The 15,651-nt window shown below is 67.4% G+C and carries 8 protein-coding genes; 2 read left to right on the top strand and 6 right to left on the bottom strand.

What is annotated here, in order from left to right:
- Positions 1 to 505: 505 nt before the first annotated feature.
- From CFN17_RS10290 to CFN17_RS10280, 3 genes are read right to left on the bottom strand one after another with little or no spacing between them, the layout of a single operon-like run.
- Positions 506 to 4,225 carry a 1,4-alpha-glucan branching enzyme gene (locus CFN17_RS10290; protein WP_208747634.1) on the bottom strand — a complete coding sequence of 1,240 codons (3,720 nt, stop codon included), beginning with the start codon at positions 4,223 to 4,225 and terminating at the stop codon, positions 506 to 508.
- Between the two features lies 1 nt (position 4,226).
- Positions 4,227 to 6,023, bottom strand: coding sequence for a maltose alpha-D-glucosyltransferase (gene treS / locus CFN17_RS10285; RefSeq protein ID WP_208747633.1), 1,797 nt, complete (start codon positions 6,021 to 6,023; stop codon positions 4,227 to 4,229).
- Positions 6,024 to 6,028: 5 nt separating this feature from the next.
- The gene (locus CFN17_RS10280) at positions 6,029 to 8,074 is read right to left on the bottom strand and encodes an alpha-1,4-glucan--maltose-1-phosphate maltosyltransferase (protein WP_208751430.1); all 2,046 of its coding nucleotides are present in this window, start codon (positions 8,072 to 8,074) and stop codon (positions 6,029 to 6,031) included.
- 179 nt (positions 8,075 to 8,253) lie between these two features.
- On the opposite strand from CFN17_RS10280, the gene glgP reads away from it, so the two are divergent.
- Positions 8,254 to 10,872 (top strand): alpha-glucan family phosphorylase, encoded by a 2,619-nt coding sequence (gene glgP / locus CFN17_RS10275; RefSeq protein ID WP_208747632.1) that lies wholly within the window; start codon positions 8,254 to 8,256, stop codon positions 10,870 to 10,872.
- Between the two features lie 67 nt (positions 10,873 to 10,939).
- Here glgP and CFN17_RS10270 read toward each other — a convergent pair whose 3' ends face one another.
- Together CFN17_RS10270 and glgX are read right to left on the bottom strand one after the other, a co-directional pair.
- Complete coding sequence (locus CFN17_RS10270; RefSeq protein WP_208747631.1) at positions 10,940 to 11,296, bottom strand: barstar family protein; 357 nt, start codon at positions 11,294 to 11,296, stop codon at positions 10,940 to 10,942.
- Positions 11,297 to 11,323: 27 nt separating this feature from the next.
- The gene (glgX, locus tag CFN17_RS10265) at positions 11,324 to 13,474 is read right to left on the bottom strand and encodes a glycogen debranching protein GlgX (RefSeq protein ID WP_208747630.1); all 2,151 of its coding nucleotides are present in this window, start codon (positions 13,472 to 13,474) and stop codon (positions 11,324 to 11,326) included.
- Between the two features lie 116 nt (positions 13,475 to 13,590).
- Here glgX and CFN17_RS10260 point away from each other — a divergent pair, with 116 nt between their 5' ends.
- Positions 13,591 to 14,391 (top strand): carbon-nitrogen hydrolase family protein, encoded by an 801-nt coding sequence (locus CFN17_RS10260; RefSeq protein ID WP_208747629.1) that lies wholly within the window; start codon positions 13,591 to 13,593, stop codon positions 14,389 to 14,391.
- A gap of 204 nt (positions 14,392 to 14,595) precedes the next feature.
- Here CFN17_RS10260 and rlmB read toward each other — a convergent pair whose 3' ends face one another.
- Positions 14,596 to 15,597, bottom strand: a complete 1,002-nt coding sequence (gene rlmB / locus CFN17_RS10255) for a 23S rRNA (guanosine(2251)-2'-O)-methyltransferase RlmB (RefSeq protein ID WP_208747628.1) — start codon at positions 15,595 to 15,597, stop codon at positions 14,596 to 14,598.
- Positions 15,598 to 15,651: the final 54 nt, after the last annotated feature.

Here is a 15,651-nt window from a genome sequence, read left to right as displayed (position 1 = left end):
GCACGCCGCCAGCGTTCATCCTGAGCCAGGATCAAACTCTCCGTTGAAAAATAACAGACACAACCAGGAACCACGGGAAAACGCGGAACCAGGCTGCACAAAATTTGAAACCAGCTGAAAAACCAGACCCGACACGGGGTGACGGGCCCGGCAAAACAACCAATCCATAATAAATTGGTATCAACAAACTTGGCACACTATTGAGTTCTCAAACAACAGACACACCCGGCACCACCACAACCAGACCCACAGGCCCTACAGTCGCGGATCGCTCCGGAGCAACTTTTCAAACTTACCCGCTCGCTTCACCCTTGTCAAATCGGCGTTCCCGACTCAGTCTTGCCAAAGGCTTCTGGGTCTTGGTGGCCGTTCAACTCCGGGGAGCAGCGCGGAAATAAACTCTACCACCACTTGCGCCGACTGACAAAGCCAGCCCGAAGACTGCGCCAGAAGGCCCGGAATCACGCGGATTCCGGGCCTTCTCGCAGGCGCCTTGCCCAGCGCCTTACCCCAGTTGTTTGAAGTACGCGGCCCCAAGCGGCGGCAGCGTGACGGTAAGCGTCGCCGGCTGTCCGTCGATGCCCTCGCCGGCAGCGGTCAGCGTTCCGGTGTTTTCCACGCCGGAACCGCCGTAGGCCTCGGCGTCCGTGTTGAGCACCTCCTGCCATTCACCGGCTGCCGGCACGCCCAGCTGGTAGTCCGTGTGCGGGCCGCCCGAGAAGTTCACGGCGCAGACCAGCGGGTTCCCGTCCGCGTCGCGGCGGATGAACGTCAGCACGTTGCGGTCCGCGTCTCCCCCGTTGATCCACTGGAATCCCTCCGGCTGGCTGTCGCGCTGGTACAGGGACGGGGTGGAACGGTAGAGCTCGTTGAGGTCTTTTGTCAGGAGCTGCAGGCCGTTATGTGCAGGGATGTCCGCGAGCCACCAGTCCAGGCCGTGCTGCTCTGACCATTCCGCTTCCTGGCCGAACTCGGTGCCCATGAAGATCAGTTGCTTGCCCGGATGTGCCCACTGGTAGCCCAGGAACGCGCGGAGGTTGGCCAGCTGCTGCCACCGGTCCCCGGGCATCTTGCGCAGCATGGAGCCCTTGCCGTGCACAACTTCGTCGTGGCTGATCGGCAGGAGGAAGTTCTCCGAGTAGGCGTAGACCATCGAGAACGTGATGGTGCCGTGGTGCCACCGGCGGTTGACCGGGTTCTCGGCCATGTACTGGAGAGAGTCGTGCATCCAGCCCATGTTCCACTTGAGCCCGAAGCCCAGGCCGCCGCCGCTGGTGGGTGCCGTGACTCCGGGGAAAGCCGTGGATTCCTCGGCGATCATGACGGCTCCGGGGTGGGTCTTGTAGACCGTGGCGTTGACCTCCTGCAGGAAGGAGATCGCTTCCAGGTTTTCCCGGCCGCCGAAGCGGTTGGGCTGCCACTGTCCCTCTTCGCGCGAGTAGTCGAGGTACAGCATGGAAGCGACGGCGTCCACGCGCAGCCCGTCGATGTGGAACTCGTCGAGCCAGTACAGCGCGTTGGCCACCAGGAAGTTGCGCACTTCCGTGCGGCCGAAGTCGAAGATCAGCGTTCCCCAGTCCGGGTGCTCGCCCAGGTTCGGGTCGGCGTGCTCGTAGAGGGCTTCGCCGTCGAACCGGGCCAGCGCCCATTCGTCCTTGGGGAAGTGGGCAGGGACCCAGTCCAGGAGGACACCGATGCCGGCCTGGTGGAGTTCGTCGACCAGGTGCCGGAATTCATCCGGGTGCCCGAAGCGCGAGGTGGGCGCGTAGTACGAGGTGACCTGGTATCCCCAGGAGCCGCCGAAGGGGTGCTCGGCGACGGGCATGAATTCCACGTGCGTGAAGCCGAGCCATTTGACGTATTCGACGAGTTCCTTGGCCAGTTCGCGGTAGCCCAGCCCCACCCGCCACGAGCCGAGGTGGACCTCGTAGACGCTCATGGGCGAATTGTGCGGATCGCGGGCGGCGCGGGCCTGCATCCATTCGGCGTCCTTGAAGACGTAGGAGGGCTCCACCACGCGGGAGGCCGTCAGCGGCGGGACTTCGGTCCCGAACGCAAGCGGGTCCGCTTTTTCCACCCAGTAGCCGTGCCGGGTCCTGAGCTCAAACTTGTAGCACGCCCCTGCTACAACGCCCGGGATGAAGAGTTCCCACACCCCGGAGGAACCCAGGGACCGCATGGAGTGTTCCCGGCCGTCCCACCCGTTGAAGTCGCCCTTGACCCGCACGGCCTGGGCGTTGGGGGCCCAGACCGCGAAGGACACGCCGTCGACGTCGCCCAGCGAGGACTTGTAGTGCTGGACATGTGCACCCAGGACATCCCAGAGACGCTCGTGCCGGCCCTCGCCGATCAGGTGCAGGTCCACTTCGCCGAGGGTTGGCAGGTAGCGGTAGGGGTCATCCATGACCTGCGGCTCGTGGTCCTCGTAGGTCACTTCGAGGCGGTAGTCCGGCACGTGGCCGCGCTCGATCGGTTCCATCACGACCACCCACACGCCGCCGGATTCGTGCGTCATCGGCACGGTGCCGGCCGACGTCACCACCGAGACCGCTTCCGCCAGGTGCTTCACGGTCCGGATCGTGACGTGGCCGTGGTCATCCAGGTGGGCACCCAGGACCGAGTGGGGTGCATGGTGTTCACCGCTGGCGATCCTCGCAAGGGTTTCACCGTCCACGGGCAGGGGGGCGCCGGGCCGATCGATACGTGCTGATCCTGTCATTTTTATACCTTCCGCTGCGGCCCCGGCGGCTACGCCGGAACCTGTACTGCCGAGGAGACGACGCGATGCATTCACCGGTATGGAGAGCCAGTCCGGCCTGTTCCTCAGTTCGTAGATGACTTCATAGAGGGCTTTGTCCAGCCACAGCGCCACAAAGAGGGGCGAGTCGCGGTCGACGCTGCCGGGGATGACTTCGGCGTAACCGGCGAGGAAGGCCTCGGCACAGTCATCCACCCAGGTCCCCGGCACCACGGCGCCGGGGTTCTCACGGACGGCCGCGCCGGCGGCGTAGTCGAAGGACCGTAGCATGCCCACGACGTCGCGGAGCGGCACGTCCGGGAAGTTGCGTTCGGAAATGGGGCGCAGCGGCTCCCCCTCGAAGTCCAAGATGGCCCAGCGCGGCGCGACCCCGGGCTCGCCCGGGACACCACTGCCCGGGACCTGCAGGATCTGGCCGAGGTGGAGGTCCCCGTGGATGCGCTGGAGCCGTCCGGCGCCGGTGCCCTCAAGCCTGCCGAGCAGGCCGGCCAGCGCCTCATCGTACGGCCCGACGGCGGTGCCGGCCTGCGCCCACGACTGGCGCACGCGCTGGGCGATGCCGGGGGCGATGTCCTGGCCCGGCGCGGATTCGGTGGCAGTACCCAGCGCCTCGGCGAGGCGCCGGTGCACGGTGGCTGTCGCGGCGCCGAGGGCGCGGGCCTCGGCCGTGAACCCGGTTCCCCGGCTGGCCGCGTCCACCGCGAGCCGCCAGGCATCGAGGCCGCCGGCGAGGAATTCGTGCGCGACGGCGAGTTCGCCCCGGGCGGTGCGGACGGCAGCGGACGCGCCGAGCGCGGCGGCTTGGGTTTCCCATTCGCCGGTCACCCAGCCAAGCGTCGCCGGGACCTCCGCGGTGCGCCCCGCCGTCAGCGCGGCGCCGATTTCGACCTCGGGGTTTTGGCCCTCCGACAGCACGCGGAAGAACTTTACGATCGCACCCGTGCCGCCGTCGCCGTCGTCCACTATCACCGAACTGTTCGACTGCTCGCCGGCGAGCACCTTCACGGTGCCGGTCGCGAACGGCAGTCGGTGGCCGGACTCAACCAAGTGGCCGGCGGCGTTGCCCGACGGCGTGGTCCCGGCGTGGCGCATGAGGTCAAGCCACGCAGCGACGAAGGAGGCGTCGTGGACGCCGTCGTAGACCCATCGGCGGGCGGGGTCGGCCGGCGTGCCGGGCAGTTCGCCGATCAGCGCGCGTTCCGCCCCTGGCAGCGGATCGGGGCGGAGACTAAGCGGTACCTGGACGACGTCGGTGCGGCTGCCGTCGGGCGTGGGGTAGGACACCGCCAGCAGCAGCACTTCAAACGCCGGCGCTTCGGGAGCGCCCTCGCCGCTGCCGGCCGGCAGGCGCAGTCCGCCGGCCGGTTCGAAGGTGAACTCCGGGCTCTTGACGGGGAACCAGCGCTGGCGCGGAAGCCAGGCGCCAAGGAGCCCGCTCAGGGCCGGGGCAAGGGTCGGTCGGGTCATCTCAGCCTTCGATGGACAGGATAGGCATCGCCTGAGTGAACGGGGATGACGGGTTGGAGGCCGCGGAACGGATCCGCAGCCAGAAGAAGTCGTGGCTGCCCAGGGTCAGCGTCAGGGTGCCGTCCTCGGCGATCGCGGGGAACGCCTGGCCGCCGAAGACATCCCGCAGGCCCCGGCCGGCGTACTTCGGCACCCGCAGGGTGGTGGCGACCGGGTGCTGCGAGAGGTTGAAGGCGCACAGGATGGTCTCGGGGTCCTCGCCCGCGGCGTTGCCTTCCGGGAGCTCGCGCAGGTAGGCGAGGACGACGTCGTGGTCGGCTTCCACGTGCTTGAACCCGCCGAGCCCGAAGGCGGGGTGGTTCTTGCGGACGCTGAGGATCTGGCGGGTCCAGCGCAGCAGCGAACCGGAGTGGGCGGCCTCGGCCTCGACATTGGCCATGCTGTAGTTGTAGACCAGCGACTGGATCACCGGGAGGTAGAGCTTGCCGGGGTCGGCATGGGAGAACCCGGCGTTGCGGTCCGGGTTCCATTGCATCGGGGTGCGGACCGCATCGCGGTCCTCGAGCCAGATGTTGTCCCCCATGCCGATCTCGTCCCCGTAGTACAGGAACGGGCTGCCCGGCAGGGACAGCAGCAGGGCGTTGATGAGCTCGATTTCGGAACGTGAGTTGTCCAGCAGCGGGGCCAGGCGCCGCCGGATGCCGATGTTGGCGCGCATCCGGGGGTCCGGCGCGTACCAGCCGAGCATCGCGGCGCGTTCGTCGGCGGTGACCATTTCCAGGGTCAGTTCGTCGTGGTTGCGCAGGAAGGTCCCCCATTGGGCGCCTTCGGGAATGTCCGGGGTGTCCTTCATCGTCTCGATGATCGGCGCGGCCTTCTGGTCCCGCAGCGCGTAGTACAGGCGCGGCATGATCGGGAAGTGGAACGCCATGTGGCACTCGGGTTCCTCTTCGGTGCCGAAGTACTCCACCACTTCGGCGGGCGGCTGGTTGGCTTCGGCGATGATCACGCGGCCCGGGTAGCTTTCATCGACCATCCGGCGCAGCTGGCGCAGGAATTCGTGCGTGGCCGGCAGGTTTTCGCAGTTGGTGCCTTCCTCCTCGAACAGGTACGGGATGGCGTCGGCGCGGAAACCGTCGATCCCCTGGTCGAGCCAGAACCGGACGACGTCGAACAGCGCGTCGATGACCTTGGGGTTCTCGAAGTTGAGGTCGGGCTGGTGGCTGAAGAACCGGTGCCAGAAGAACTGCCGGCGGATGGGGTCGAAGGTCCAGTTGGATTCCTCGGTGTCCACGAAGATGATGCGGGCTTCTTCGTACTTCTCGTCCGTGTCGCTCCAGACGTAGAAGTCGCCGAACGGCCCGTCCGGGTCCTTGCGGGATTCCTGGAACCACGGGTGCTGGTCCGAGGTGTGGTTCAGGGGAAGGTCGATGATCACCCGGACGCCGCGGGCATGGGCTTCCGCCACAAGCCGTTTGAAGTCGCTGATGGTGCCGAATTCGTCCAGGACGGAGTTGTAGTCCGAGATGTCGTAGCCGCCGTCGCGCAGCGGCGACTGGAAGAACGGCGGCAGCCACAGGCAGTCCACGCCCAGCCACTGCAGGTAGTCCAGCTTCTCGATCAGGCCGTGGAAGTCGCCCGAGCCGTCGCCGTTGCCGTCGGCGAAGCCCCGGACCAGCACCTCGTAGAACACCGCTTTGCGGTACCAGAACGGATCATGCTGGAGGCCTGGGGCGTTCAGTTCAAAGCTCCCCCGCGGGCTGAAGTGCTGGCTGGGGGTCTGCGGGCTGAAATTCACGGGCACTACCTCCGGATGCTCAGGATGTGGGCGGGCTCGACGTGCGGGTCCAGGCGGACGTAGTTGTACTCCCCCCATTCCCAGCTCTCGCCGGTCAGCAGGTCATCGACCATGAACCGGCCGTTGTGGGTGAGGCTTTCCGGGTCCAGGTCCAGTGCGGCCAGGTCCAGGGACACGGTGCTCTCCCTCGTGCCGTGCGGGTCCACGTTGACGACGATGATGAGGGTGTCTTTGGTCCCGTCCGGCAGGGTCTTGTGCTTGGAGTACACCACCGTGGAGCTGTCCGTGCTCTGGTGCAGCGTCAGGTTCTGCAGATCGCCCAGGGCCGGGTGCGCGCGGCGGATCTCGTTGAGCCGGGTCAGGTACGGGGCTAGCGAGCGCCCGGAGGCGGCTGCGGCGTCCCAGTCGCGGGCCTTGTACTCGAATTTCTCGTTGTCGATGTATTCCTCCGCGCCGGGACGGGCCACGTGTTCGAAGAGCTCGAAGCCGGCGTACACGCCCCAGAGCGGGCTCGCCGTGGACGCCAGCGCGGCACGGATCTTGAACGCCGACGGTCCGCCGAACTGGAGGTATTCGGTCAGGATGTCCGGGGTATTGACGAAGAAGTTGGGCCGGAAGTAGGCCGGGGATTCGTGGCTGACCTCCTGGAAGTACTCCTCGAGTTCCTCCTTGGTGTTCCGCCACGTGAAGTAGGTGTAGGACTGCTGGAAGCCGGCCCGGCCCAGGGCGTGCATCATGGCCGGGCGGGTGAACGCCTCGGCGAGGAAGACGACGTCGGGGTGTTTCTTGTTGACCTTGCCGATCAGCCATTCCCAGAACCAGACGGGCTTGGTGTGCGGGTTGTCCACCCGGAAGACCTTGACGCCGTGGCTGACCCACAGCAGCACGATCCGCAGGATTTCGTTGGACAGCCCGGCGGGGTCGTTGTCGAAGTTGAGCGGGAAAATGTCCTGGTACTTCTTCGGCGGGTTCTCCGCGTACGCGATGCTGCCGTCCACGCGGGTGGTGAACCATGCCGGGTGGCTCTGCACCCACGGGTGGTCCGGCGCGGCCTGCAGGGCCAGATCCAGCGCGACCTCGAGCCCCAGTTCGCCGGCCCGCTCCACGAACGCGTCGAAGTCCTCGAACGTGCCCAGGTCCGGGTGGATGGCGTCATGGCCGCCGTCGTGGGACCCGATGGCCCACGGCGAGCCGGGATCGTGCGGCCCGGCGATCAGGGTGTTGTTCGGTCCCTTGCGGTGCTGGTGGCCAATCGGGTGGATCGGCGGCATGTAGATGATGTCGAAGCCCATGGCGGCGACGGCGTCAAGGCGCTTCGCGGCGGTGCGGAACGTGCCCGAGGTCCATTCCCCGGTCTCGTGGTTGCGTACGGCGCCTTCGGAGCGCGGGAAGAATTCATACCAGGACCCGCAGCCGGCGAGCGCGCGCTCCACGAGCAGCGGGTACGGCTCGGTGGTCGTGACGAGTTCGCGGATGGGCTGGCGTTCGACGACGGCGGCCACGTCCGCGCCGAAGCCGGCGGCGAGCCGCTCCTCCGGTGTGCGGGAGGTGTCGTTGAGGACGACGACGGCCATCCGCAGCGTCCGGCGGTCGGCCGAGGGGCGGGAGGCGTCCTCGGAGGCCTCCGCCAGCAGGGCGGCGCCTTCGGCCAGCATGAGCTCGACGTCGATGCCGGCCTCCACCTTGACCTCGGCGTTGTGGTGCCAGGTGCCGTAGCGGTCATGCCAGGCTTCGATAACGAAANACCACTTGCCGGTTGTCGTCGGGGTCAGCAGGCCCTCCCAGCGGTCCGTCCCCATGCCGCGCGGCCCGCGGGGCGGGGCGAGGCGCACCCGCTGGCGTTCCTTGCCGCGGGGATCAAGCAGGACGGCGCTCACGCCGAGCTGGTCGTGTCCCTCCCGGAATGCGGTGGCTCCCACCACGATGGTTTCGCCCGCAACAGCTTTGGCCGGGAATTTTCCACCTTCTACCGACGGCTGTACGGCGGTGATCGGAAAACGGCCAAATCGAAGGCCATCCGTGATCAGGGCCTTGGGCTTTTGCTTGGACACGGCACTGGTTCGCGAGTTATTCGTCACAGGCTCGACGTTATCTACAAAACGGGCAGAATGCTAAGGCACCGCACGTTTTGCCAAGGGTTTCCGGTCCTGCCCGTACCGATATTCGTCATTTACAGGAAAGAAACTAAAACCGGTTCCGGGGCAACGACTTGTCCGTTAGTGTTTCGCTCGTGAAGGCAATCCGCAGATTTACCGTCCGAACCGTTCTTCCGGAGTCGATCCGGCCGCTGGCCCGGCTCGCCACCAATCTCCGGTGGTCCTGGCACCGGCCCACCCGGGAGCTTTTTGAGGAGCTCAACCCCGGGATTTGGGCCGAGAGCGCCCACGACCCCGTGACGTTCCTGGGCCTGGTCAGCCGGGAAGAGCTGCAGCGCCTCGCTGCGGACCAGGATGTGGTTCGTCGTGTCCACGCCGCCGCCGACGACCTCGACCGGTACCTGGAGCAGCCCCGCTGGTACCAGAGCCTCGGCGACGGCGCCCCGTCCTGCATCGCCTACTTCTCGCCCGAGTTCGGCATCACCGAAGTCCTGCCGCAGTATTCGGGCGGCCTGGGTATCCTGGCCGGCGACCATCTGAAAGCGGCGTCGGACCTGGGCGTGCCGCTGATCGGCGTCGGCCTGCTGTACCAGGCCGGCTACTTCAAGCAGTCGCTCTCCCGGGACGCCTGGCAGCAGGAAACCTACCCGGTCCTGGACCCGGACGGGCTGCCCCTGACGCTCCTGCGCGAGGCTTCCCCGGACGGCAACGGCAGACCCGTCCAGATCTCCCTGCCCCTCCCCCAGGGCCGGCGCCTGCTGGCACACGTGTGGCGGGCCGACGTCGGGCGTGTTCCGCTGCTGCTGCTGGACTCCAACGTTCCCGGCAACGACGAGGCCGCCCGCGGCATCACCGACCGCCTGTACGGCGGCGGCGGCGACCACCGGCTGCAGCAGGAACTCCTGCTGGGCATGGGCGGGGTCAAAGCGCTGCGCGAGTTCCAGCGGCTCACGGGCGTCCCCGCACCGGAGGTCTTCCACACCAACGAGGGCCATGCAGGGTTCCTGGGCGTCGAGCGGATCCAGGAGCTGATGTCCGGTCCGGCACCGCTGAGCTGGGAGGAAGCCCTGGCCGCCGGGCGCGCGTCCACCGTGTTCACCACCCACACGCCGGTCCCCGCCGGGATCGACCGCTTCGAAATCGCCCAGATCCAGCACTTCTTCGAGGCCGGCCTCGCCCCGGACGTCCCGGTGGCGAAGATCCTGGATCTGGGCCGCGAGGACTTCGCCGACGGCAACCCGTTCGTGTTCAACATGGCGGTCATGGGGCTGCGGCTGGCCCAACGCGCCAACGGCGTGGCCAAACTGCACGGGGTGGTTTCCCGCGGCATGTTCTCCGCGCTGTGGCCGGGATTCGACCACTCCGAGGTGCCCATCACCTCGGTGACCAACGGCGTGCACGTCCCCACCTGGGTGGACCCGCGCATTTCCGCCCTGGCCCGGGACCAGTTCGGCGCCGAGGCCGAGGCGCAGGGCCGCTGGGACCTGGCGTACAACGTCACCGACGAGGACTTGTGGGCGCTGCGGCGCGAGATGCGCGTGTCCCTGGTCGAGGACGTACGGCGCCGGCTCCGGGCCGCCTGGAAGAAGCGCGGCGCGGCCGATGCTGAGCTGGCCTGGACGGACTCCGTCCTGGACCCGGACGTCCTGACCATCGGCTTCGCCCGTCGCGTGCCGACGTACAAGCGGCTGACCCTGATGCTGCGGGATCCCGAACGGCTCAAGGCTCTCCTGCTGCACAAGACGCATCCCATCCAGCTGGTCATCGCCGGGAAATCGCACCCGGCCGACGACGCGGGCAAGAAGATGATCCAAGACCTGGTCCGGTTCACCGACGACCCCGCCGTGCGGCACCGGATCGCGTTCCTGCCCAACTACGACATCGCCATGGCCCGCACCCTGTTCCCGGGCTGCGACGTGTGGCTGAACAACCCGCTGCGCCCGCTGGAGGCCTGCGGAACGTCCGGCATGAAGGCCGCGCTGAACGGTTCGCTGAACCTGTCGGTCATGGACGGCTGGTGGGACGAGATGTACGACGGCGAGAACGGCTGGGCGATCCCGACCGCCAACAATGACGCCTCCCCGGAGGAACGCGATGACATCGAGGCAGCGGCGCTCTACGAACTACTCGAAACCCAGGTGGCGCCGCGGTTCTACGGGCTGACCGTGTCCGACGGCGCCGGCGCGGCCGGCCCGTCGCAGCCCGGCCCGCAGTCGGTGCCCACGCACTGGGTGTCCATGATCAAGCACACGATGTCCCACCTGGGCCCGGCGGTCTCCGCGGAGCGGATGCTCAAGGACTACGTCAACGTGCTCTACCGGCCCGCCGCGGTCGCGGGACGCCACGCCGTCGCGGACAACTTCGCCCAGGCCAGGGCCCTGGCGGCGTGGACCTCACGGATCCGGACCGCGTGGCCGCAGATCCAGGTCGAGCACGTCGACTCCGTGGGCGTCTCGGAGGACCCGCAGATCGGCGACCTGCTGCAGGTCAACGCGTACGTGGCCCTCGGGGAGCTCTCCCCGGACGACGTCTACGTGGAGGTGGCCTACGGCCGGGCCGAGGAATCCGACGAACTGGCCGACATCACGGTCGCCGAACTGAAGGCCGCCGAAGACCTCGGCAAGGGCCGGCAGCTGTTCAGCGGAACACTGGTGATCGACCGGTCCGGGTCCTTCGGCTACACGGTGCGGGTTCTTCCCAAGCATGAGGGGCTGGCGTCCAAGGCTGAGCTCGGCCTGATCGTCAACGCGTAGCGCACGACGGCAGGCCGGCGATCCTATCGCCGGCCTGCCGTCGGCATGAGCGCCGGGGACTGTTGGGCTAGAGGCAGACCGCGATAACGTCCAGGCTCGTGCCGGCGTAGCTTTCGGCGTCCTGCAGGGTTTCGCAGATGACGCCGAAGGAGCGGTCCGTGCGGAGGGCGGCAGGGACCTGCCAGATGACGGTGACGGGGCTTTCGCCGTCGTCCGTCACCGCATCGGCGACGTCGTGCAGCGAGTCGTGCAGGGCGTCGAGGTCCACCCCGTAGTCCTCGGGGAAGTCCAGGACCTCGCGGAAGCTCTCCAGGACCGCCTGTTTGCTGCCGGCGGCCGGCACCACGAGCGTGCGCCGGCCGGCGCCGTCGATCTGCTCCGTGAGTTCTTCGATGGTCCAGGTGTCTGCGGAGTAAATCTTCATGGGGTCGGTCCTTGGAATCGCGGATGACTAGTTGCGGTAGATGCTGATCGTGTTGGCCTGGACCAGGTCCCGTTCGCCGGAGGCGACGCGGGCGCCTTGGCGCCGGTCGTGGAGGTCGGAGGTGGTCAGGCGCAGCTCGTAGCGGCGGTGCGGTGTCGTGTCTTCAGTGCCGTCCCGCGAGCCGCCCGCAGCGCCGTCGCCGCCGCTGAGCCGCGGCAGGGTGACGTCGACGTCGTCGGCTCCGCCGTTGATCACCACCAGGCCGTCCACATGCCCGTCCTCGGAGCCGAGCAGGAGCTGGACGACGCGGTGGCCGGGGTCATGCCACGTTTCCTCGGTCATGGGGTTGCCGGCGGCGTCGAACCAGTGGAAGTAGGACTGGGCGTCGCGGGCAGGGTAATCGTGCGGCTGGCTCGCCAGGAACTCCTTGCGCAGCCTGATGACACGCTTGGTGGTGCGCAGCATGGCGTGGGATTCGGCGGTGCTGGTCCAGTCGATCCAGGTGAGCGCGTTGTCCTGGCAGTAGGCGTTGTTGTTGCCATGCTGGGTGCGGCCGAGCTCGTCCCCGGCCGTCACCATGGGCACGCCCTGGGAAATCATGAGGAACGCCATCAGGTTGCGCCGGCTTTGAGCCCGCCGGGCCAGGATGGCGACGTCTTCGGTGGGGCCCTCGAAACCGTGGTTGTAGCTGCGGTTGTCGCCGTGGCCGTCCCGGTTCTGCTCGCCGTTGGCCTCGTTGTGTTTGCGGTCGTAGGCCGTCAGGTCGGCCAGGGTGAAGCCGTCATGGGCCGTGATGAAGTTCAGCGACGCGAGCCGGGACCGGCCCGAAGGCTCGAACAGCGCGGCGGAACCGGAGAGCGCGTCGGCGAGGCGGGCCACCGGGCCGCCGTTGCCGCCGGCGTCGATCGCGGCGCGGTCGGCGAGCCAGAAGCTGCGGACGGCGTCGCGGAAGTGATCGTTCCAGTCCACCCAGCCAGCCGGAAAGCGGCCCGTCTGCCAGCCGCCGTAGCCCACATCCCAGGGTTCGGCGATCAGCTTGACGCCGGAGAGCACCGGGTCGGCGGCCACCGCGACAAGGAAGGGGTGCCGGGGGTCGAATTCATTGGCGCCGTTGCGGCACAAAGTGACGGCGAGGTCGAAGCGGAAACCGTCAATGTGGAACTCGTTCACCCAGTACCGCAGGGAATCGAGAACCAGCTGCACCACGCGGGGTTCGCCGAAGTTCAGGCTGTTGCCGCAGCCGGTCGTGTCCACGTATTTGCCGTGGCCGTCATGCCGGTAGTACGCCATCTCGCCCAGGCCGCGGAAGCTCAGGGTGGGCCCGTCCGTGCCGCCCTCGGCGGTGTGGTTGTAAACGACGTCGAGAATGACTTCCAGCCCGGCCGCGTGCAGCAGCTTGACCATGCCCTTGAACTCGTCCAGCACCGCCTGTGCGCCGGCGGCCCGGGCGGCCTCGGTGGCGTAACCGGGGTGCGGGGCGAAGAAGGCGGCTGTGTTGTAGCCCCAGTAGTTCGTCAGCCCGAGCTGCTGCAGGTGCAGCTCATCAATGTGGAAATGGACCGGCAGGAGCTGTATGGCGGTGACGCCCAGGGAGATCAGGTGCTCGATCATGGCCGGGTGGGCCATCCCGGCGTAGGTCCCCTGCAGTTCCTCCGGAATGTCCGGGTGCAGCTTGGTCTGGCCCCGGACGTGGGCTTCGTAAACGATCGTGTTGCGCCACGGGATGCGCGGGCTGCGGTCCAGGCCCCAGTCGAAGTCGTTGCCGACGCGCACGCTGGTGATCAGCCCAACCCGTTCATCGACGGCCCGGCCGTAGGGGTCCATCAGCAGCGGCTGCTCGCCTGCGGCGTCGAAATCCGTGGCGGGCATGGACAGCGGAAGGGCCTCGTGTTCCGGCGAGGCACGGAAGCCGTAGCGTGAACCGGCGGGAATGCCCTCCACAATGCCGTGGTGCACACCGTCGGTAACGTTGGGCAGCGTCTTGACCTGCCACGTCCCCCCGGGCGGCTGGTATGCGATCTCCAAGGTGGTCACGCCGGGCGCGTAGACGGCCACGTTGGCGAACGCGCCGCGGGGATCGTCCGTCACGGAGGACCCGGTGTGCGGAACGCTGATTCCCAGCGGAAACGACCGCGAAGCGTCTACGGTGGAAGCTGTGTCTATAAAAGGCATAACCATTGCTTAAAGCTTAGCCGGGCCGAACAAATGGGCCCCATTTTCGTTTTCATGACGTTTTGCAGTGTACGGAACCGCCGCACGGCATACTGGAATGAAGCGCCGAGTTGGAGGTAATTGTGCGCGCAGCATTAGCTCAAATCATCACCGGGCGCGATCTCGCCGAGAATCTGGCCCTGGTGGACCGCTATGCGCGGCAGGCGAAAGCCGGGGGCGCGGACCTGGTGGTCTTCCCCGAAGCCGCCATGCGGGCCTTCGGTAATTCCCTGCTGGATATCGCCGAACCGTTGGACGGGCCGTGGGCATCACGCGTGCGTGCCCTCGCCGCGGAACTCGGAATCGTGATCGTCGCGGGGATGTTCACCCCGGGTTCCGGCGGCGGTGCCAAGGTGCGGAACACCCTTCTGGTCACCGGCCCCGGCCTGGAGGCCAGCTACGACAAGATCCACCTTTTTGATGCCTTCGGTTTCGCCGAGTCGGACACGGTTGACGCCGGCACCGAGCCCGTTACGTTCGAGCTCGGCGGCGTGACGTTCGGACTCGCGACCTGCTACGACATCCGGTTCCCGGACCTTTTCACGGAGAACGCGGACCGCGGCGCCGACGTGAACATTGTCTGCGCTTCCTGGGGCTCCGGCCCGGGCAAGGCCGAACAGTGGCAGCTCCTGGCCCGCGCCCGCGCCCTGGACTCCACCACCCTCGTCCTCGCCTGCGGCCAGGGCGACCCAGCCAGCGTGGGTCACCCCGTCAAAGGCTCCGCCCCCACCGGCGTCGGGCACTCCGTCGTCGTCTCCCCCTTTGGCGACGTCCTGGACGAACTCGGCGGGTCCCCGGGCCTGCTGTTCGCCGAGCTCGACACCGCCGCCGTGAAGGAAGCCCGGGCCAAGCTCCCGGTCCTGGCGAACCGGCACAAGTTCTAAATACGACGCTCCCTCACGTTTCGCAGCCCAAACGCAAACGCTCCCCCACGTTTCGCAGCCCAAACGCAAACGCTCCCCCACCGAAGTGAGGGAGCGTTTGCCGTTCACCCGCAAAAGGTGAGGGAGCGTTTGCCGTTCACCCGCAAAAGGTGAGGGAGCGTTTGCCGTTCACCCGCAAAAAGTGAGGGAGCGTCGGAGACGGAATTACTTGGCCGAGCGCTGGCGGGAGACTTCGTAGAGGGAGATGCCCACGGCCATGGAGGCGTTCAGAGATTCCATAGCGGAGTCGATCGGGATGGAGACGATCTGGTCGCAGTTTTCGCGGACCAGGCGGCTCAGGCCCTTACCCTCGGAACCGACCACCAGGCACACGGGCTCGGTGGCCAGGGCGAGGTCCGGCAGCGAGACGTCGCCGCCGCCGTCGAGCCCGAGGACGTAGATGCCCATGTTCTTGAAAGCCTTGAGCGTGTTGTTCAGGTTGGCGGCGCGGGCCACCGGGACGCGGACAGCCGCGCCGGCGCTCGTCTTCCAGGCCGACGCCGTGACGCCCACGGAGCGGCGTTCCGGGACGATGACGCCGTGGCCGCTGAAGGCCGACACGGAACGGATGATCGCGCCGAGGTTGCGGGGATCGGTGATGCCGTCCAGGGCCACGAAGAGCGGGGCGTTGCCGATGTGGCCCTTCTTCCAGGCCTCGATGGTCTCCTCGGCGAGCTCGTACGCGTCCTGGTATTCGTACGGCGGGATCTGCAGCACGAGGCCCTGGTGGATGGCGTCATCGGTCATGCGGTCGAGCTCGGGCTTGCCGGTTTCCATCAGCGGGATGCCGCGTTCGGCGGCGAGCTTGAGCGACTCCTTGACGCGGTCGTCCATTTCGATGCGGACGGCCACGTGCAGTGCCTTGGCCGGGATGCCGGCACGCAGCGCTTCGACCACCGAGTTTCGGCCGGTGACGACCTCTTCCGTGGCGCGGCCCTTGGGACCGGAGCGGCCGGCGCGGTCGGCGGCACCCGTGGTGCGGCTTCCGCTGGCGCGCTTGGCCGCGGAGCGCTCCGCGAGCTGCTTGTTCTTGTGCGCCTTGTGGTAGGTGCGGTCCTCCGCCTTCGGCGTGGGGCCCTTGCCCTCGAGTGCCTTGCGGCCGTGACCGCCGGTTCCGACGGTGGGGCCCTTCTTCATTTTGACCGAGCGGCGACCGTTGTTGGCCATGAGTTTCACCCTTTAAATACGCGATTCGTTGATAAGTCTGGTCTCCAGTCTACT

Source organism: Arthrobacter sp. PM3 (assembly GCF_003352915.1).
Lineage (GTDB): Bacteria > Actinomycetota > Actinomycetes > Actinomycetales > Micrococcaceae > Arthrobacter.
This window is presented reverse-complemented; position numbering and strand designations above follow the sequence as displayed.

Excerpts from the sequence above, each read along its gene's own strand:
- CFN17_RS10290 (WP_208747634.1), bottom strand. The coding sequence starts at position 4,225 with ATGACCCGACCGACCCTTGCCCCGGCCCTGAGCGGGCTCCTTGGCGCC.
- CFN17_RS10270 (WP_208747631.1), bottom strand. The coding sequence starts at position 11,296 with ATGAAGATTTACTCCGCAGACACCTGGACCATCGAAGAACTCACGGAG.
- glgX (WP_208747630.1), bottom strand. The coding sequence starts at position 13,474 with ATGGTTATGCCTTTTATAGACACAGCTTCCACCGTAGACGCTTCGCGG.
- rlmB (WP_208747628.1), bottom strand. The coding sequence starts at position 15,597 with ATGGCCAACAACGGTCGCCGCTCGGTCAAAATGAAGAAGGGCCCCACC.